The organism is Actinomadura sp. SCN-SB (assembly GCF_043906805.1).
In the GTDB taxonomy this organism is placed as follows: domain Bacteria; phylum Actinomycetota; class Actinomycetes; order Streptosporangiales; family Streptosporangiaceae; genus Spirillospora.
Genome location: NZ_JBIMPP010000018.1, coordinates 78,484 through 96,718, shown reverse-complemented (window position 1 = coordinate 96,718; position 18,235 = coordinate 78,484). Strand labels below are relative to the sequence as shown.

13 protein-coding genes and 1 pseudogene are annotated in these 18,235 nt (G+C 72.5%); 6 read left to right on the top strand and 8 right to left on the bottom strand.

Translation table 11 applies throughout. From position 1 onward, the window contains the following. The first annotated feature begins 397 nt into the window (after positions 1 to 397). Positions 398 to 3,619 carry a BTAD domain-containing putative transcriptional regulator gene (locus tag ACGWYJ_RS14740; protein WP_395106501.1) on the top strand — a complete coding sequence of 1,074 codons (3,222 nt, stop codon included), beginning with the start codon at positions 398 to 400 and terminating at the stop codon, positions 3,617 to 3,619. A gap of 164 nt (positions 3,620 to 3,783) precedes the next feature. After that, positions 3,784 to 5,901: an ATP-binding protein gene (locus ACGWYJ_RS14735; protein WP_395106500.1), complete on the top strand. Its 2,118-nt coding sequence runs from the start codon at positions 3,784 to 3,786 to the stop codon at positions 5,899 to 5,901. A 5-nt stretch (positions 5,902 to 5,906) separates the two neighbouring features. Here ACGWYJ_RS14735 and ACGWYJ_RS14730 read toward each other — a convergent pair whose 3' ends face one another. From ACGWYJ_RS14730 to ACGWYJ_RS14720, 3 genes are read right to left on the bottom strand one after another with little or no spacing between them, the layout of a single operon-like run. Next, entirely contained in the window at positions 5,907 to 6,836 is a 930-nt protein-coding gene (locus ACGWYJ_RS14730; protein WP_395106499.1) for a carbohydrate kinase family protein, read from the bottom strand. Next, the gene (locus ACGWYJ_RS14725; RefSeq protein ID WP_395106497.1) at positions 6,833 to 7,453 is read right to left on the bottom strand and encodes a hypothetical protein; all 621 of its coding nucleotides are present in this window, start codon (positions 7,451 to 7,453) and stop codon (positions 6,833 to 6,835) included. The genes ACGWYJ_RS14730 and ACGWYJ_RS14725 overlap by 4 nt, the downstream gene beginning before the upstream one ends. Further along, positions 7,450 to 8,673: a hypothetical protein gene (locus ACGWYJ_RS14720; protein WP_395106496.1), complete on the bottom strand. Its 1,224-nt coding sequence runs from the start codon at positions 8,671 to 8,673 to the stop codon at positions 7,450 to 7,452. Before ACGWYJ_RS14720 ends, ACGWYJ_RS14725 begins: the two co-directional genes overlap by 4 nt. Positions 8,674 to 8,924: 251 nt before the next feature. Here ACGWYJ_RS14720 and ACGWYJ_RS14715 point away from each other — a divergent pair, with 251 nt between their 5' ends. Further along, a complete protein-coding gene (locus ACGWYJ_RS14715) occupies positions 8,925 to 12,044 on the top strand; it encodes a tetratricopeptide repeat protein (RefSeq protein WP_395106494.1) in 3,120 nt (1,039 codons plus the stop codon). 316 nt (positions 12,045 to 12,360) lie between these two features. Here ACGWYJ_RS14715 and ACGWYJ_RS14710 read toward each other — a convergent pair whose 3' ends face one another. After that, on the bottom strand, positions 12,361 to 12,963 hold the full coding sequence (locus tag ACGWYJ_RS14710) for a TetR family transcriptional regulator (protein ID WP_395106493.1): 603 nt from the start codon (positions 12,961 to 12,963) through the stop codon (positions 12,361 to 12,363). A gap of 60 nt (positions 12,964 to 13,023) precedes the next feature. Between ACGWYJ_RS14710 and ACGWYJ_RS14705 the strand changes: the two genes are divergently transcribed. Beyond that, positions 13,024 to 13,533, top strand: a complete 510-nt coding sequence (locus tag ACGWYJ_RS14705) for a GNAT family N-acetyltransferase (RefSeq protein ID WP_395106492.1) — start codon at positions 13,024 to 13,026, stop codon at positions 13,531 to 13,533. Between the two features lie 35 nt (positions 13,534 to 13,568). Here the strand turns inward: ACGWYJ_RS14705 and ACGWYJ_RS14700 are convergent, their stop codons facing one another. Beyond that, the gene (locus ACGWYJ_RS14700) at positions 13,569 to 13,838 is read right to left on the bottom strand and encodes a hypothetical protein (protein ID WP_395106490.1); all 270 of its coding nucleotides are present in this window, start codon (positions 13,836 to 13,838) and stop codon (positions 13,569 to 13,571) included. Between the two features lie 161 nt (positions 13,839 to 13,999). Beyond that, positions 14,000 to 14,047: pseudogene (locus ACGWYJ_RS14695) on the bottom strand (hypothetical protein); the annotation flags it as partial. A 57-nt stretch (positions 14,048 to 14,104) separates the two neighbouring features. Between ACGWYJ_RS14695 and ACGWYJ_RS14690 the strand changes: the two are divergent. Both ACGWYJ_RS14690 and ACGWYJ_RS14685 read left to right on the top strand, forming a co-directional pair. Then, entirely contained in the window at positions 14,105 to 14,230 is a 126-nt protein-coding gene (locus ACGWYJ_RS14690) for a hypothetical protein (RefSeq protein WP_395106489.1), read from the top strand. Between the two features lie 119 nt (positions 14,231 to 14,349). Beyond that, complete coding sequence (locus tag ACGWYJ_RS14685; RefSeq protein WP_395106488.1) at positions 14,350 to 15,720, top strand: cytochrome bc complex cytochrome b subunit; 1,371 nt, start codon at positions 14,350 to 14,352, stop codon at positions 15,718 to 15,720. A gap of 99 nt (positions 15,721 to 15,819) precedes the next feature. Here ACGWYJ_RS14685 and ACGWYJ_RS14680 read toward each other — a convergent pair whose 3' ends face one another. Together ACGWYJ_RS14680 and ACGWYJ_RS14675 are read right to left on the bottom strand one after the other, a co-directional pair. Beyond that, a complete protein-coding gene (locus ACGWYJ_RS14680; protein WP_395106486.1) occupies positions 15,820 to 16,869 on the bottom strand; it encodes an LLM class flavin-dependent oxidoreductase in 1,050 nt (349 codons plus the stop codon). A 96-nt stretch (positions 16,870 to 16,965) separates the two neighbouring features. Then, entirely contained in the window at positions 16,966 to 18,189 is a 1,224-nt protein-coding gene (locus tag ACGWYJ_RS14675; RefSeq protein WP_395106485.1) for an ABC transporter substrate-binding protein, read from the bottom strand. Positions 18,190 to 18,235 lie beyond the last annotated feature (46 nt).

Genomic DNA, 18,235 nt, shown 5'->3' with positions numbered 1-18,235 from the left:
CCCTTCCCGGCCTCCCGTTCACCCACGCGTCGAACGCGGGACGGCCCGATCGACAACCTCGCGGTGATTTTCCCGAATTTTTCCAGACGAGCTTCCTGGGGAGGGGTCTTCGAGGGGTTTCCCTAGGTGGTGTAAGGAGTGCTTGCCCGGGCGTCGCGGGCCGATCCGGGGTGGTCGTGACGGCGGTGCCGCATCCGGTGTCCGGTTGGGGGAACCGGTTCCCTCGTCGTGGTCGGCGAGCGTCCCCGGCGGAGCCGCCTCCGGCTTGGCGCGATTCCCACTCCGGGGTGGTGCGCTTGCGGATTCTTTACGGGGACCTTCCGGCGAATTCGCCGCTGTTTCCCGGGCGGTCCCGATTCGCTTTCCCGTGGCGGTGGCGGGCGGCTATCGTGCGTGGATGCTCTTCGGGGTGCTGGGTCCGCTGGCGGTGTGGACCGACGCTGGCGAGCCCGTGGCGGTGCCCGGGCTGAAGGTGCGTGCCCTCCTGGCCGACCTGCTGCTCAACGAGGGGCGGCCGGTGCCCGCCGACCGGCTGATCGAGGACCTGTGGGGGGACGAGCCGCCCGGCAACCCGCCCGCCGCGCTGTCGGCGAAGGTGTCGCAGCTGCGCCGCGTGCTGGAGGACGCCGAGCCGGGCGCCCGCTCGCTGGTCACCACCGGTCCCGCCGGCTACGCGCTGGAGGTCGATCCCGAGCGTGTGGACGCGCATCGCTTCCAGGCCCTCACCGCGCAGGCCCGTTCGGCGATGGACCAGCTCGCCCGCGCGGAGCTGCTCGCCGAGGCGCTGGGGATGTGGCGGGGCGCGGCGCTGGCCGACCTCGCCGACGAGCCGTTCACCCGGGCCGCGATCGCCCGCCTTGAGGAGCTGCGCCTCACCACCCTGGAAGATCACGCGGAGCTGCGGCTGGAGCTGGGCGAGCACGGCGCCCTCGCCGCGGAGCTGGGCGCGCTGCTCACCGACCATCCGCTCAGGGAACGGCTGCGCGCCACGCACATGCGCGCCCTCTACCGTTCGGGACGGCGGAGCGAGGCGCTGGAGAGCTACGAGCGGCTGCGCACGCTGCTGTCGGACGAGCTGGGCCTGGACCCGGGCGCCGAACTGGTCGCGCTGCACCGGTCGATCCTCGTCCAGGCCCCGGAGCTGGACGTGCCGGCGCCCGCGCACGTCGCCGTCGCCGCGCCCGCCGACCGTCCCCGCACGAACCTGCCCGAACCGGCGTCCGAGCTGATCGGGCGGGACGACGCCGTCGCCGAGGTCCGCGCGCGCCTGGGCTCGGACCGGCTGGTCACGCTCACCGGCCCCGGGGGCGTCGGCAAGACCCGGCTGGCGGTCGAGGTGGCGTCGGGCGCCCCGGACACGGCGGACGTGTGGATGGTGGAGCTGGCCGCCTTCGATCGGTCCGCCACGGCCGACGAGATCGTCGACGGTGTCCTGAGGGCCCTGGACGTGCGCGACCAAGGGGCGCAGGAGCCGCCGCACCGGCGGGTCGCCGAGGCGGTCGGCGGACGGCCGTTCCTGCTCGTCCTGGACAACTGCGAGCATGTCGCCGATCAGGTCGCCGGGCTGGTGCGGCGGCTGCTCGACGACGTCCCCGGCCTGCGCGTGCTGGCGACGAGCCGGGAGCCGCTGCGGCTGGCGGGCGAGGTGGTGTGGAACGTGCCGCCGCTGGACGTCCCGGACCCCGTCCCGTCCGAGGGGTCGGGGCCCGGTCCCGATCCGGCCGGACTGGAACGTTCGAGCGCGGTCCGGCTGTTCGTGGCGAGGGCCACGGCGGCGGCGCGGGACTTCCGGCTGGACGACGATTCCGCCGCCGCGGTCGCCGTGCTGTGCCGCCGCCTGGACGGGATCCCGCTGGCCCTGGAGCTGGCCGCCACCCGCGTCCGGTCGCTGGGGGTGCACGGGCTGGTGTCGCGGCTGGACGACCGGTTCAGGCTGCTGTCCACCGGGCATCGCGGCGCCCCGCGGCGCCAGCGCACCCTCACCGCGATGATCGAGTGGAGCTGGGAGCTGCTGTCCGAGCCGGAGCGCGCCGTGCTGCGCCGCCTGTCCGCGCATGCCGGAGGCTGCACGCTGGAGGCCGCCGAGGCGGTGTGCGCGGGCGACGACATCCCCGTCTTCGACGTGCTCGACCTGCTGGTGAAGCTGGTCGACAGGTCCCTGGTGGTGATGACCGACGAGCCCGGGGGGCCGCGCTACCGGATGCTGGAGTCGATCGCCGCCTACTGCGCCGACCGGCTGGCGGAGGCGGGCGAGCGCGAGGAGACGCTGGAGCGCCACCACCGCTACTACGTCGAGCTGGCCGAGCGCGCCGAGCCGTACCTGTTCGGCCGCGACCAGGACCACCACCTCCGGCTGCTGGACACCGAGGCCGCCAACTTCCGCGTCGCGCTGGACGGCCCGGACGGCCTGCGCCTCGCCAACGCGCTCACCTGGTACTGGTTCCTGAGGGGACGGCTGTCGGAGGCCGTGCGGTCCCTGGACGCGGTCATTCCCACCGGCGGCGTCCCGGCCGCGCTCGCCCGCGCGAAGGCGTGGCGGGCCGGGTTCGGGATCCTCATGGGCGACGCCGACTGGCACGCGCGGCGCGCCGAGGCGCTGGCCGTCCTGGACCAGACCACCCCGTTCCACCGGGCCCGCGCGCAGTGGTTCCTGGCGTTCGTCGGCGGCGACCTGGAAGACCTCAACGCCACCGAGCGGCTCGCCGACGTGGCGCTGGAGACGTTCCACGAGCACGGCGACCTGTGGGGCGAGGCCGCCACGCTGATCCTGAGGGCGCGGCACGCGCACGCGCGCGGTGAGGCCGCCGCCCTGGAACGCGAGGGCGAGCGCGCCGCGCGGCTGTTCGGCAAGCTCGGCGACCGCTGGGGCCAGCTCCAGGCGGCCGAGTGGCTCGCCGCCTACGCCGAGCTGACCGGTGACTACGAACGTGCCGACGCGCTGCAGCGGGACGGCCTTCGCATGGCCGAGGAGCTGCACCTGTGGCCGGACGTCGCGATGCGGCAGGCGTGGCTGGGCTGGATCGCCTTGCAGCGGGGCCGGTTCGCCGAGGCCCGCACCTACTGCGAGCAGGCCCAGAGCGCGCCCCACTCGCCCGCCCAGGTCTTCACCCAGATCGTCCGGGGCTTCGTCGCCCGCTACGAGGGCGACCCGGACGAGGCGGAGTCCCGGCTGAAGGACCTGCTGGAGACCGTGCAGGAGGGGCAGGAGGGGGACGACGCCCAGCCGCCCCTCTTCCTTCCTCTGCTCTACGTGGGCCTTGGGCACGCGGCCGAGCTGCGCGGCGACCTGGAGCGCTCCGTCGATCTGCACCGCCGTGCCCTGTCCGTCGCCCTCCGACTGGAGGCGCCCCGCGACATGGCGTTCTCCCTTGAGGGCCTGGCCAGCGCGCTGAGCATCGCCGGGCATCCTGAGTGCTCCGCCCGTTTCCTGGGTGCCGCCATGGCCGTCCGCCGCACGTCCGGCCTGACACCGGGCCCGGCCGAACGGTCCGACATCGCCCGGACCGAGTCGCGGCTCCGGGAGGCCATGGCCGCCGCCGCCATGGAGACCACCCTGAACGCGGGCGCCACCCTCACCCCGGAGACCTGCCTGAACGAGGCCGGCACCATCGCCCTCTGACCGTATTCCGGTAAATGCGCGCCGTGAATGCGCTCTTGCTGCATTGCCCGGGATTCTCTTGACGACTGGTTTCCGTCCGGGTAAAGATCCTGGGAAACATACGGAAATCGCCGCACCGATCGGCAAGGATGGTGGGCTCGTACGGGCGGCGAGCAAGGGTGTGAATGAGCTGGAATCCGGGCGGCGGCGCCCGCGGGCATGTCAACGAGATGGGCGGCACGACCGGCGGGCCGGTTTTCCAGGCCCGGGACGTGCGCGGCGATGTCCATGTCCATGGCGGTGGGATTTCCCTGCCGATTCCACGGCAACTGCCCCGTTCCGGCATTCTGGTAAATCGCGAAGAGGCGCTGGCGGCGCTGGACCGGATGGTGTCCGGGCACGGGCTGGTGGTCGTGACCGGGCAGGCCGGGATCGGGAAGACCGCCCTCGTCCTGCACTGGGCGCGCGGCCGTCTCGAAGACTTTCCCGACGGGCAGCTCTATGCCGACCTGCACGGCCATTCGGGCATGGAACCCGCGCCCCCGGCCGAGGTGCTGGGGCGTTTCATCCGTTCGCTCGGCATCCCCGGCGAGCACGTGCCCGCGGGCCTGGGGGAGCGCGCCGCGTTGTTCCGGTCGCTGGTGGCGGGACGGCGGCTGCTGGTCGTCCTGGACGACGCGTACTCGGCGGCGCAGGTCGCGCCGCTGCTGCCCGGCGGGCCGGGGGCCGCCGCCGTGGTGACGAGCCGGTGGCGGCTGGCCGGGCTGACGATGCGCGGCGCGAGCGTGGTGCGGCTCGGCCCGCTGGGCGAGGACGCGGCGCTCGACCTGCTGGGAACCGCGCTGGGCAGCGACCGCGTCGGGCGCCACCGTGAGAAGGCGGGCGAGCTGGTGGAGCTGTGCGCGCGGTCGCCGCTGGCGCTGAGCGTGGCGGCGGCCCGGCTGGTCGCCCGTCCCGGCTGGTCCCTGGACGACCTGGTGCGCGACCTCGCCGACGAGCGGCGGCGGCTCTCGGCGCTGGCCGTCCCGGACGCGGAAGACGAGATGACGATCAGAGCGGCCCTGGAGCTGTCCTACCGCGGCCTGCCGGAGAGGGCGCGGCGGCTCTACCGGTCGCTCGGGCTCTTCCCCGGCACGGCGTTCGGCGCCCGCATGGCGGCGGCCCTGTCCGGGGAACCGCTGCCGGACGCGCGTGACCTCCTCGGCGTTCTCGACGCCGCCAACCTGCTCGAACACCTGCCGGGTGGCCGTTACCGGCTGCACGCGCTCGCCCGTCTGCACGCCGTGGACACCGTACGCGAGCACGACCCGCCGGAGGCGCGCGCCGGCGCGGTCCGCCGGCTGGTCGAATGGACGCTCGCGGCCGTGCTCGCGGCCAACGCCGCCGCCGCCCCGTACCGGAGGCTTCCCGGCCCTCCGGACGCGCCCCCGGGCCCGCCCGAGTTCGCCGACGCCGCCGGGGCGCTGGACTGGCTTGAGCAGGAGTTCCCCACGGTCAGGGCGGTGGCCAGGCGCGCCCGCGAATCCGGCCTCGACCGTGCGGCGTACCTGCTGGTGGACGCGGCCTGGCCGCTGTTCCTGCACCGGGGCCAGCACGCGGAAAGGCTCGACTTCGACCGGGTCGGCCTGGACGCGGCCCGCGCGCTGGGGGATCGGTACGCCGAGGCCAAGATGCTCAACCGGACCGGCCTGGCCCTGCGCGCGCTCGGCCGTCCGGACGCGGCGGCCGACGATCTCCGTGAGGCGCTCACCTTATGGCGGCAGTTGGGCGAGCGGTCCCGTGCCGCCGGTACGCGGCGCCGCCTCGGCCTGCTCGCGTTCGACCGCGGTGACATGGCCGGGGCGGTCGCCGAGTTCCGCGCCGCCCTGGAGGAGTACCGGGCCGCCGGGGACGACCGGCATGTCGCCCTCACCCTGTGCGACCTGGGCGCCGCGCTCATCAGGGACGGCCGTGCGGACGCGGCCGTCCGGGACCTGGGCGAGGCCGAGCGGTTGCTGTCGGGAACCGGGGACGACGCCTACAACCAGGCACGCGTGCTCGTGCTCCTCGGCCAGGCGCACGCCTCCCGCGCGGACCCGGCCACCGCCGAGGACCTGGTCGCCCGCGGGCTGGAGGGGATGCGGGCGATCGGATCGGCCATCGGCGAGGCCGACGCGCTGCACGTCCTCGGCGACCTGGCGCTCCAGCGGGACCGGATCGCCGAGGCGCGCGAGCGTTACGAGCGGGCCCGGTCGATCCTGGCCGGCGCGGGCGCGCCGACCAGGATCCTCGACCGGCGGCTCGCCGAGCTCGGCGGGCCGTGACCGGATCAGCCGTCCCAGCGTCCCCAGGTGACGGGCGGGGCCGCGGCGGCGCGCAGCGCGGCCAGCTCGGCACGGGTCAGCGACACCGAGGCCGGCAGCCGGTGGCCGACCTTCCAGCCCGCGTGGAGCACGCCGTCCCGCAGCGCCGCGCCCGCGTCGCCGTGCCGGCACCAGCCGTCCAGGAACGTCGCGAACAGCGCGTCGCCCGCCCCCGAGGTGTTGACGACCCCGGCGGGCGCGACCGCCGGCACCTCGACGAGCCGGCCGTCGCGGAGCCCGGCCAGCGCGCCCCGCGCGCCCATGCCGACGCCCGCCACCTCGCATCGCGGGTAGCGGCGCAGCAGGTCCGCCACCCAGGCACGCGGATCGCCCAGCCGCTCGTGGCTGCAGAACACGATCCGCGCCCGTTCCAGCCAGGGGCGGTTGTACTCGCCGGCGGGATCGTCGGCCAGGTGGACGTCCACCGCGATCGGGATCCCCAGCGCGTCCGCCCGGGGCAGCAGCGGACGGACGAACTTGGCGTTGGTCAGCACCAGCAGGTCCGCTCCACGGGCCTGCTCGCGCAGCACCTCGAAGGGATACTCCACCCGGTCCAGCGCCGTGAGATGCGGCATCCCCATCCGCCGCCCGGACGGATCCACCAGCACCACGCCGAGCGAGGACGACGGCGACTCGACGACGCCCGGACCGCTCAGGCCGTCCCGCGCCAGTTCCGCCCGGATCGCCTCGCCCGCGGTGTCCCGCCCGACCAGCGTGCACAGGCGCACGTCGTTGCCGAGGGCGCGGTGGACGCGCGCGATGTGCGACGCCACCCCGGCCGTCCCGCTGCGCGCCCATCCCGGCTTGGCCGAGGGCTCGTAGGTGACGGGGAAGCCGCGCACGTTGACGGAGATGTAGAGGCTGACCACCCCCGCGACCAGGATCGTGGGGATCATGGCGCGATCTCCTGTCCCGCCGCCCGCACCTGGACGCCGCCGGAGACGAGCAGCTCGCCCGTCCCGCCGCGTTCCGGCACGCCCAGCCCGCCGATGATGAGCACCGAACGGCACAGCTCGCCGGTCGCGAGGCCCGCCGCCGCCCAGCCGTACAGGAACGAGCCCGCGATCGCCGCCCACGGACCACGGACCCCCTCCCCGCAGGACAGGGTGAACAAGCGGAACCCGGTCCCGGACGCGCCCGCGTCCCGCACCGCGGCCGTGTGGCCGCACGGACCCGCGCCCGCCGCGACATGGCAGCCGGGATAGCGCTCCAGCAGCGCGGCGAGCCGTCCCGGCGGCCCGGGGAGCCCGTCCACCAGCACGTCCGCGACCTCCGCCGCGTGCGTCCTGTGGACGGCGGTCACATGGACGTCCGCGAAGTCCAGCGGCCCCGGCGCGCCGCCGCGGACCGGCCCGTCGCCGAGCACCATTAACCGGGGTTCGCGCAGCGGCCCGCCGCGCGGGATCACCAGGACGGCGGGCGGCCGTCCGTCGGGGTGCCGCGTCCCCTGCCTGGTGAGCGCGAGCGACCGGTCGATCCGGAACAGCCGCGTGGACACCAGCGCGCCGGTCATCGTGCACCACCCGCCCGGCTCATCAGGAAGGGCGGCGGGACGGGGCGCGGGCCCGGCACCGCCGTGGGACGCCGCAGCCGCAGCAGCCGGTAGATCAGCCGTTGCAGGTTGCGGTCGAACCGGCCGGGCTCCGAGGTGATCCGCTCCACCACGGCCCGGTACCGCTCCGGCGTGAACCCGTCCGCGGCCCGCAGCAGTTGCCGCCGCAGCGAGCCACGGCCGGAGACGCGCGGCGCCACCGCGCCCAGCAGCGCCTGCGCCGAGTCGGGGTTGACCTCCGAGCCGGGGAACCCGCCCAACAGCACGGGCGCCCCGGTCACCGCCGCGTAGGTGGTCACTGACCCGTGGTCGCCGATGACCCAGTCGGCCGCCGCCAGCACGGCCCGCCAGTCCGCCTCGGGCGGCACCAGGCTCAGGCCCCGCCGCAGGCAGTCGGCCAGCCACGACCGCACCTGGAACTCGCCGTGGCCGTGCCAGGCGTTGGGGTGCAGGAGCGTCACCACCTGGAACTCGTCTTCGGGGAGTTCCGAGAGCAGCCGCGGCCACAGGTCCGGGCGGCTGCCCAGCAGCGACCGCGGCCCCCAGGTCGAGGCGACCACGACGAGCTTGCGCCCGTCGCCCACCCCGAGCGCCATCTTGTAGAAGGGGCGCCGGTCGAGGCTGGCTCGCAGCCGGTCGTGGCACGGGTCGCCCACGACCGACGCCACCGCGAGCGCCTCCGGGCACGACCGGGCCAGCTCCCGGCGATCGTCCCGGTGCGCCAGTACCAGCGCCGCCGGGACGAGCGCGCCGTCATGGACGAGGCGCTGGGCGTCCAGCCCGTACACCAGGCGCGCGCCGGCGGCGCGCCCGGCGCGGCGGCTCACCAGCTTGCCGTGCCCCGCGCCGTGCGGCATCACGATCAGGGGCGCGCGCAGCCGGTGCACCCCGCCGTGGCTCGCCGCGATCGCCAGGTCGAAGGTGGTGCTCGTGGCCTGGTCCCAGGGCATCCGCGCCGCCCCGAGACCGCTGAGGAACTCCGGCACCCCCGAACCGAACTCGTCGGGCCCCTGGGTGAAGAACACCTGTACCCGCAGATCGTTCTCCAGTACGCCGATGGCGTCCAGCAGCCGCTGCCCCGAGGTCACGGTGTGCACGACCACCAGCACGCTCTTACATGTCCGCCGGGTGGCCCATCGATCGGCCTCCGGGCCGATCGGCCCCCGGCGCCATTCGCTCACGGACATCCCTTTCGTGCCCCCTTTGGCCTTGCGGGAGTTGACTGTCCGAAACGCGACCCCGTCAGGAGCATCGGCGACCGACCTTGCGGCATCCCTTGCGGTCCTCCTTGCGGTGTCATCGCAGGTGGTGAACGCGGCCCCGGGAAATTCTCAGGATTTGGGGCGATAACGCCTGGCATGCTCTGGAAATCACCCTTTGACGCTGAGATGATCTGCGTGTCAAGGGCCCCTCCCGTCACCAGGGGGAGTGGATGGAGTTCCGCGTCCTCGGCCCGCTGGAGATGTGGGCGGGCGAGCGCCGCCGGCCCCTGGGGTACGCGCGGGAACGGCGGCTCCTGGCGATCCTCCTGATGTCACCCGGCAAGCCGGTCGCGACGGAGGCGCTGATCCAGCGGGTCTGGGACGGAGACCCGCCCGACCGCGCCAGGGACCGGCTCTACCCGCACATCACCCGCCTCCGGGGCCGCTTGGCCGACCTGGACGACGTGCGGCTGGAGAGCCGTTCCGGCGGCTACGTCCTGGACGTCGACCGGTCGCGGATCGACTACCACCTCTTCCGCGACCTGCGGAGCCAGGCCCGCTCCATGGCGGAGACCGGCGACCGCGAGTACGCGCTGCGCCTGTTCCGCGACGCCACCGCCCTGTGGCGCGGCGAACCGCTCGACGGCGTGGACGGGACCTGGGCCGAGCAGCGCCGCCAGAGCATCCGGGACGAACTGCTCGCCGCCACCCGGGAACGCCTGGAGCTCGAACTGGAGCTGGAGAACCGCCCCGACCTCACCACCGACTTGAACGACCTGCTCGCCCAGTTCCCGCACGACGAGAAGCTCGCCGAGCTGCTGATGCTCGCCCTGCACCGGACGGGCCGGTCCGCCGAGGCGCTGCGGGCCTACGACCGGTTCCGCCGGCTGCTGGACGAGTCCATCGGCACCATGCCGGGACAGGAGCTACGGGAGCTGCACCGGCGGATCCTCAACGACGACCCCGCGCTCATGGCGCCGCCGCGTCCGCCCGAACGGCGGTCACCGCCCAGCGACCTGCCGCCCGACACCCACACCTTCACCGGACGCGACGCCGAGTTCGGCGAACTGATGCGCCTCGCCGCGGAGAGGTCGGACACCGTCACCGTCGTGGCCATCTCCGGCATGCCGGGCGTGGGGAAGACGGCGCTGGCCGTCCGGCTGGCCCGGCGCCTCGCACCCGAGCACCCGGACGGCCAGATCTTCCTCCATCTGCGCGCGCACGATCCCGGCCAGGAGCCGATGGAACCCACCGCGGCGCTCGACCGGCTGCTGCGTTCCCTGCGCGTGCCGCAACACCTGATACCGAACGACCTCGACGGCAGGTCCGCGCTGTGGCGCACCGAGACCTCGCGGCGCCGGCTGCTGCTGGTGCTGGACGACGCGCTGGACACCGATCAGGTCAGGCCGCTGCTGCCCGGCGCGCCCGGGTGCCTGGTCGTGGTCACCGGCCGGCGCCGGCTGGTCGGCCTGGACGCCGTCCGGCCGCTCACGCTGCACCCGCTGCCCCCCGAGGACTCCGCGCTCCTCCTGGCCAGGGTCGCCGGGCCGAGGGTGACACCGGGAGCGCCCGGCGTCGGCACCGTCACCAGGCTGTGCGGTCACCTGCCGCTCGCGCTGCAGATGGTCGGCCTCCGCCTGCGGCACCGCGAGAGCTGGACCGCCGTGGACCTGGCGGAGTCGCTCGGCGAAGGGCGCAGGCTGGAGCGGCTGCGCGCCGAGAACCGGGAGGTCGCGGCGGCGTTCCGGCTGTCGGTCGAGGGCTTGGACGCCGCCGCGCGGCAGGCGTTCCTGCTGCTGGGGCTGTATCCCGGCGCCGAGGTGACGGCGGACGCCCTGGCCGTGATGCTGGGAGGCGAACGGTCCGGGGCCGAGGCGTGCCTGGAACTTCTGCACGACCACAGCCTGATCATCGAGCCGAGCCCCGGTCGCTACCGGTTCCACGATCTGCTGCGCGAGTACGCGCGGGACCTCGCCGTACGGGAACCGTCGCTCGACCGGGACGGGGCCCTGGACCGGTTGATCGACCACTGCCTGGCCACCGCCGACCGCGCCGACCGGATCCTGTTCCCACGGTCCTCGCGCCCTCCGGTCGAGGTCCGTTCACCCGGCCTGGACGGATTCTCCCTGGACAGCGAGGACGAGGCCCGGTCCTGGTTCGAGGCCGAACTGGAGAATCTGATCGGCGTGGCGCGCTTCGCCGCCGACGAGGGCCGCCCCCGGCGCGCGGGCCTGCTGGCCAGGGCGCTGGAACGCTTCCTGGAGGACACCGGGCGCTGGTCGGACGCGGTGCGGCTGCACACCATCGCGGTGGAGGCGTGGCGGCGGGTCGGCGATCGGAGATCCCTGGCCCGTGCGCTGCTGGACCTGGGCCACGTCCGCTGGCGGACGGGCCGTTACGAGGACGCCCTTGCGGCGGCGACAGAGGCCCTGCGCGCGTCCCGTGCGATCGGCGACGACGCCCTGGCCGCCGAGTCCCTCGACCTGCACGGCAGGATCCACTACACCCGCTCGGAGTTCGACGTCGCCGTCGGGTACTACGAGCAGGCGCTCGCCCTCCGCCGGGAGGCGGGCGACCGTACGGGCGAAGCCCATCTCCTCAGCCACCTGGGCATCGTGCTCTACCATCTCGGCCGCTATCCCGAGGCGATGGAGCGCATGAACCTGTCCCTGACGCTGACCGAGGAGGCGGGCGACGTCCGCGGCCGTCAGATGGCCCTCAACAACGCCGCGGAGATCGAGCGCAGGCTCGGGCTGTACGACGTGGCCCTCCGGCACTACGAGCAGGTCGTGGAGATCGGCGAGCTCAGCCGCCAGCACGAGGCCATCTGGTGCAACAACATCGCCACCATCTACAGCAAGACGCGACGCCCGGCCGAGGCCATCACCCAGTATCGCCGGGCGATCGCTATTTATACCGAAATCGGCGACAGGCGGGGTGAAACGGACTCACTCAACGGGATCGGCGACTGCTACGCCCAAATGGGACGGGACGGCGAGGCGCTCATCCACCATCAGAAAGCCTTGCAACTGGCCCGGGAGATCTCCGAGAAGTACGAGCAGAGCTGGGCGTTGCGGGCCATCGGTGAGGTCCATCATCGGGCCGGGCGGCACGGCCAGGCGCAGAGCCTTTTCGACGAGGCCCTGGTCATTGCACGGTCAATAGGTGACACGTTCCAAGAGGCGCGCGTCCTGGAAAGCATGGGCGAGGCCATCGCCCGCCTCCACGGCCCCGCCGAGGCCGAGACGACCCTCAGGCAGGCCCTTGAGCTGTACGAATCGCTCGGCGTCCCCGAAGCGGAGGCGCTACGCCAACGCCTCGCCGACCCGCCGGACGCCGCGGGATCCTGAACGCGAATCGGATTCGCCTCACCTTCGCACCTCTTCGCGAAAGATCCAACGCGGCACCATGATCGCCTGATAGCGTCTTTGGTGTTCGCCCCGCTATATCGGTAATGGGCGATTTGTGAATCTCTCTCTAAGAAAGGAGAGCAGTGAAAGACAGATTGCTCTATCTTGCTCTGATAACTGGAATGTTCATGCTGGCTGCCACCAGCGCGGTGGAAGCTTTCCCGGCATGAACCTCTAGCTATAAGGGTCTCCTGGGAAAAGGGGCCTCGGGGCCGGGTGGCAGAGTCGCCCGGCCCTCTTTTCGTGTGTGCGAAGTTCAGACCTGGCGGCTGGGGCCGCGGGGGAGGGCGGCGAGCTGGGCGCGGACGGCGGCGGTGGTGCGTTCCGTGTCGCCGGTGGCCAGGAGGTCGAGCATCGCTCCGCGGAGCACGGCCAGGACGAGCGTGCGGTGGTGCAGGCCGGTGTCGGTGTCGCGCTCCTCGGGCCGCTGGGTTCTCGCCAGGACCGCCAGCCAGTCGTTCACCGTCTCGGAGGCGAACCCGCCCCAGGGGCCGTGCGCGTCCAGGAGTGAGCGGCTGTAGCCCTCGACCCACAGGGTGAGCAGCGACCGGTGCTCGGGCGCCGCCAGCCAGGACCACACCTCCTCGGCGGCCATCGCCAGCCCGATTCCCTCTTCTCCGGTCAGGTCGCGGAGGCGGTCGAGCAGGGCCAGCTCGTCCCTGCGGGCGCGTGCCAGGAGGGCGCGGACAAGGCCGTCCTTGCTGCCGAACAGATAGAGCAGCACGCGCGGGCTGGAACCGATCGCCGTGGCCAGGGGCCGCAGGGACAGCTCCGACAGCCCGTGCTCCAGCGCGTAGCGGTAGGCGCGTTCGAGCAGCTCGGTCTGGCGTGCCGAAGGGACGGGCTCATCGCTGGACATGGGTGTTACCCTAGCAGCCGTACTGAAACGAGTGTTTCAGTGGCGCGAGGAGGATGCGCGATGCGGACGACCGAGAGGACACAGGCCACGCTGCGGCGGCTGGGCGAGCCGGGGGACCTCGGCTGGGTGGTCATGGCCCACGGCGAGCTCTACGCCACCGAGTACGGATGGAACACCGACTTCGAGGCTCTGGTGGGGCGGATCGTCGCCGACTACGCCGGCGGAGGGGACGACGAGCGGCGGGCTGCCTGGATCGCCGAACTGGACGGCCGCCGGGTGGGCTGTGTCTTCTGCGTGCCCGCCGACGAAAAGGACGGGAAAACGGCCAAGCTCCGCCTCCTGCTGGTCGACCCGTCCGCCCGAGGCCACGGCATCGGCTCGCGCCTGGTCGGGGAGTGCCTGAACTTCGCCAAGGAGGCCGGCTACCAGGACATCACCCTCTGGACGAATGACGTCCTGGTCTCGGCCCGCCGCATCTACCAGGCGTACGGCTTCCAGCTCGTGGACGAGAAGCCCCACCACAGCTTCGGCAAGGACCTGGTAGGCCAGGACTGGTCCCGTCCCCTCTGACGTGGAGGTTCTGACGTGGAGGCGCGGGACGGGAGTCAGAGCGTCCGCAGGAAGTCCTCTAGGAGGGCGTGGTCGGGGGAGTCGAGGTCGTCCAGGGCGCGGTGCGGTCCCGCGGCCAGCGCCATGAACGCCTCGACCGAGCCGTTCAGGTCTCCGGCGGCCATCGCCCCGTACCAGGCGGCCATCGTCCGCTTCGTCCAGGGGTCGTCGAAGTAGGGCTCGCTCGTGCCGTTGCCGCTGACGACCACGGCGGCGACCAGGTCCGGGTGTTCGAGGGCGGTGTCGATCGCGGTGCTGCCGCCCATGGACACGCCCACCAGGAGGGGCCGGTGTCGAGGTGGCGCAGGATCGCGGCGAGGTCGTCGGTGAGCCGGTACGGCCCGGTGGCGTTGGCCGAACGCAGCGACGACCTCTTGTGCGCCGGGTTCGGCACGGACTCGACCAGGCCCTGCGCCGCCGCCTCGTTGACCATCCGCTGCACGAACTGGCGGCTCAGCGCCTGGGCGCGTCCCATCTGGGGCACGGTCATGGGATCCGGCTCACCTGGAAGGGGCGCGCCGCCATCACCGCCGTGATCGACCGCGAGCGCGCGGCGCTGCGCCGGATCGGCGACGACCTCACCGACGAGGAGATCACCGCCTGCCTCCGGGTCCTGTCGCGCATGCTCCGCCTCCTGGACGACGTCGAGGTCGACTAGCCGCCCGGCGCGATCATCTCCGCGCGCCGCAGTGGCGCTTGTCACGCGGCTGCGGTGTCACAACGCCCCGTTCCGCCCGGTCTTCATGTGTGAGAGGGGCAGTCCGAAGGGGGCGTGACATGAGGACGGGAAAGAGACCGGAGACCATGAGCGGCGGCCCGCTCGGCCGCGTGATGCGGCGCACCGAAAGCGATCACTGGAGCTTTCTGTTCGCGCAGATCGCCGTCCATTCGTTCATCGTGCTGGTGGTCACCGGGGCGTTCCTGACGTTCTTCTACGAACCCGACCTGTCGCGGACCACCTACGACGGCCCGTACGGCTCGCTGCGCGGGGTGGAGGTCAGCAGGGCCTACGACTCCACCATGGAGCTCAGCTTCGAGGTGCGCGGCGGGATGCTCATGCGGCAGATCCACCACTGGGCCGCGCTGATCTTCCCGGCGGCCATCTGCTGCCAGCTTCTGCGGATGTTCTTCACCGGGGCGTTCCGCCGCCCGCGCCACCTGAACTGGCTGGTGTGGGTCGGCCTGCTGATCCTGGCGCTGGCCGCGGGCGTGACCGGGACCGTCCTGCCCGACGACATGCTGTCGGGCGGCAGCCTCGGCCTCATCCAGGGCGTCACCCAGTCCATCCCGCTCATCGGCACGGGCGTGGCGTACCTCTTGTTCGGCTCCGACATTCCCGGGGACGACATCATCCCGCGCATGTACTGGGCGCACCTCCTGCCGATCCCCGTGGCCATCGCGGGGCTGTTCCTGCTGCGCCGCAGGCTGGTCGGGCGCTTCGGGCACACCCGCTTCCAGGGCTCACGTCCCGCAGGACGGCGCCTCGGGCGTCTCCGTTCGGTGGCGTTCCTGTTGTACGTGTGCGGGGTGCTGGCGCTGCTGGGCGCCGTCGCCCAGATCAACCCGATCTGGCTGTACGGGCCCTTCGAGCCCGGGGCGATCACCTCGGGGGCGGTCCCCGGCTGGTACATGGGGTTCCTCGACGGGGCGATACGGATCATGCCGGGCTGGGAGGTCACCGTCGCGGGACACCCCATCACCTTCGCGGTGCTGGTGCCCGCTCTCATCGTCCCCGGCGCGTTCTTCACCGTCCTGGCCGCCTACCCATGGATCGAACGGCGGTTCACCGGCGACCACAGGCTGCACCACCTGCTGGACCGGCCGCGCGACCACGCCGTCCGCACCGGGCTGGGCGCCGCGGGGATCGCCTTCTACGCACTGCTGTGGGCCGCCGCCGCCAACGACCAGATCGCTCACACCTTTCATCTGTCGCTGTTCGCCGTGACCTGGTTCTTCCGCGTCGCGGTCCTCGCCGGGCCGGTGCTGGCGTTCGTGCTCACCCGCTGGATCTGCCTCGCGCTCACCGCCCGCGAGTGGCAGGAGAGCCGGCACGGCTACGAGACCGGCCGGATCGTGATGAGCCCGGACGGCGCGTACGGGGAGATCCACGCCCCGGTCGAGGCCCCGCGTGAGCTCGCGCGCAACTGACGAGACCGCGCGCTCAAGGAAAGAGGTACCGCACGGAAACGTAAGGGCCGGGCACCCGAGGGTGTGCCCGGCCCTACGCCGTCAGCGGGGTTGGACGCCTTACTTGAAGGCGGGCATCAGCTCGTCGTGGATCAGGCGGAGCTGGCCGTCGACGTCCGGGACGCCGCTGAGGTCGCGGCCGGTGAACTGCTTGACCAGGCCCGCGTCCGTGATGGCGCAGATCATGTGGTTGACGCCGGTGGGCGCGATATCGCTCTCGATCTTGGCGCGGACCTCCTCGGGGGTGCCCGCGAGGGAGAGCCTCTCGGTGATCTCCGGGGTGGTCAGCTCGATGGCCTTGGCCAGGTCGCCGGCGCCGATGGCCTCGATGATCGGGTTCATGTCCGCGGGGTCCACGCCGTTGCGCTCCAGTTGCTCGGCCGGCATCGCCGAGGCGTACAGGCCGACCATGCTCCGGGCCGCCTCCTTGGCCGCGGCCGAGTCGGGTCCGACCGCGAAGACCACCCAGGCGCCGATGTCGAGCGACCGCCAGTCCTTGCCCGCGCGCTCGGCGCCGGCCTTGAAGTGCTCGACCGCGTACTCGTACGCGTCGCGCGAGTAGCTGAGCGCGTGGTGGACGCCGTCCGACAGCTCACCGGCCGCCTCGAACGACTTCGGCCCGCGCATCGCGCCGATCTTGACGGGCAGGTGCTCCTGGACGGGCCGGGCGAAGGTGAACAGGCCCTCGTAGGAGTAGAACTCGCCGTCGCGGGTGATGGCGCCCTCGTCCAGCAGGGTGCGGACGACCGCGGTGGCCTCCTTCACCCGGGTGAGCGGCTTGGTCTTCGCCCAGTCGATCTTGTACTGGGCCAGCACCCCGAAGTTGCCGGAGCCCAGGACCACCTCGGCGCGGCCGCCGGTGAGCTCGTCCAGCGTCGCGGCGGCCTGCGCGATCAGCGAGGGCTCGCGCAGGGTGACCGCCGACACCGACGGGCCGAGACGGATCTGGGAGGTGTTCGCGGCGGCCGCCGCGAACAGCAGCCACAGGTCCTTGTGCCACGGCTCGTCGGCCGCGTACACCGCGTAGAACCCGAGCTCGTCGGCGAGCTTGATGGAGGCCAGCGAGTCCGCGACGGGGTAGTCGGGAAGCATGGCATAGCTGAACTTCACGAGAAACGTCTCCTTGTGGTGTGTGCGCCCTCGCACACGGTTGGGGGATGTGGGAGATCGGATGTGCTGCGGTCTGGCTGGGCGGCCCCTTCCTGCTTATCCCTTGATTTCAGCCCAGGCCTGAGTCCAGCGTGAGTAGTCCACGCAGTTGTCGCCACGGGAATCGCCACATGCGGTCACGGGCGTCTTCCAGAAGGCGATCTTCTTGTAGAAGGCGGCGTCGCCGACCTTGTACTCGGCGCAGAACCCCTTCTTGGTGTACCGGCACGCCTTGGGGTTCGCGGCGGCCTGGCCGAACCACTGGGCGACCTGGGACTGCACCTTCGGCGTCGTGATCCAGTTCATCCACCGGTACATGCAGTTCGGATGGCGCGCCCGGGACGAGATCATCCAGGTGTCGGACCAGCCGGTGGCGCCCTCGGCGGGCAGCACCGTCTCGACGGGGGCGCCCTCGGCCTTGGCCAGCGAGGCGATCACCTGCCAGGTGGTGCCGGCATGGCTGTCCCCGATGGTGAAGGACTGCACCGAGTCGGCGTAGCTGTGCCAGTACTGCCCGATGTTGGTGCGCATCTGGCGCAACAGGTCCACGGCCGCGTCGAACTGCTCCTCGGTCAGCTCGTACGGGTCGGTGATCTTGAGCTCGGGGCGGCGCGTCCTGAGGTACAGCGCGGCGTCGGCGATGTAGATCGGCGAGTCGTAGGCCGTGATGTTCCCCGCCGCCGGGGAGTTCCGCTCGAACACGACGTCCCACGACGTCGGCGGACGCGGCAGCTTGTCCTTGCGGTACATCAGGTAGTTGGCGCCGTAACCGTGCGGGACGCCGTACATCTGACCGCCGACGGAGTTGTACGGCTGCTCCTTCAGGAAGTCGGCGATGTCGGGATAGTTGCTGAGCAGCGAGGTGTTCACCGGCGCCACGTCACCGCCGTAGATGAGGCGGACGCTGGCGTCGCCGGACGCCGACACGCCGTCGTAGCGGCCCGTCTTCATCAGCGCCACCATCGAGTCGGAGGTGTCGGCCACCTTGGTCGTCACCTTGCAGCCGGTGGCCCGCTCGAACGGGGTCACCCAGTCGACCTTCGGGTCGGTGCTGCCGTCCTCGGCGTATCCCGTCCAGGCGACCAGGTTCAGCCGCCCCTCGGTGGCGCCGATGACCTGCTGCGCCGGGATCTGCGGCAGCGAGGTGCGGGCGGCGTTGGAGGAGTCGCTGCATCCGGCGGCCAGGGCCGCGGTGACCACGGCCGCCGCGGCCACCACCGGCAGCCGCCGGCGCCTGCCGGGAGGTCCGTCCATGGTCACTCTCTGCCTGTTGAAGATCACGCTCGCGGATTGTAGGCCCGTGGATACCGCTCATGCCCAGCGAATC

Bases quoted from the DNA above. Each gene is read 5' to 3' on its own strand.
- ACGWYJ_RS14700 (WP_395106490.1), bottom strand. From the start codon at position 13,838: ATGGGCGGCAGCACCGCGATCGACACCGCCCTCGAACACCCGGACCTG.
- ACGWYJ_RS14705 (WP_395106492.1), top strand. From the start codon at position 13,024: ATGCGGACGACCGAGAGGACACAGGCCACGCTGCGGCGGCTGGGCGAG.
- ACGWYJ_RS14725 (WP_395106497.1), bottom strand. From the start codon at position 7,453: ATGACCGGCGCGCTGGTGTCCACGCGGCTGTTCCGGATCGACCGGTCG.
- ACGWYJ_RS14715 (WP_395106494.1), top strand. From the start codon at position 8,925: ATGGAGTTCCGCGTCCTCGGCCCGCTGGAGATGTGGGCGGGCGAGCGC.
- ACGWYJ_RS14730 (WP_395106499.1), bottom strand. From the start codon at position 6,836: ATGATCCCCACGATCCTGGTCGCGGGGGTGGTCAGCCTCTACATCTCC.
- ACGWYJ_RS14685 (WP_395106488.1), top strand. From the start codon at position 14,350: ATGAGGACGGGAAAGAGACCGGAGACCATGAGCGGCGGCCCGCTCGGC.
- ACGWYJ_RS14710 (WP_395106493.1), bottom strand. From the start codon at position 12,963: ATGTCCAGCGATGAGCCCGTCCCTTCGGCACGCCAGACCGAGCTGCTC.
- ACGWYJ_RS14735 (WP_395106500.1), top strand. From the start codon at position 3,784: ATGAGCTGGAATCCGGGCGGCGGCGCCCGCGGGCATGTCAACGAGATG.
- ACGWYJ_RS14740 (WP_395106501.1), top strand. From the start codon at position 398: ATGCTCTTCGGGGTGCTGGGTCCGCTGGCGGTGTGGACCGACGCTGGC.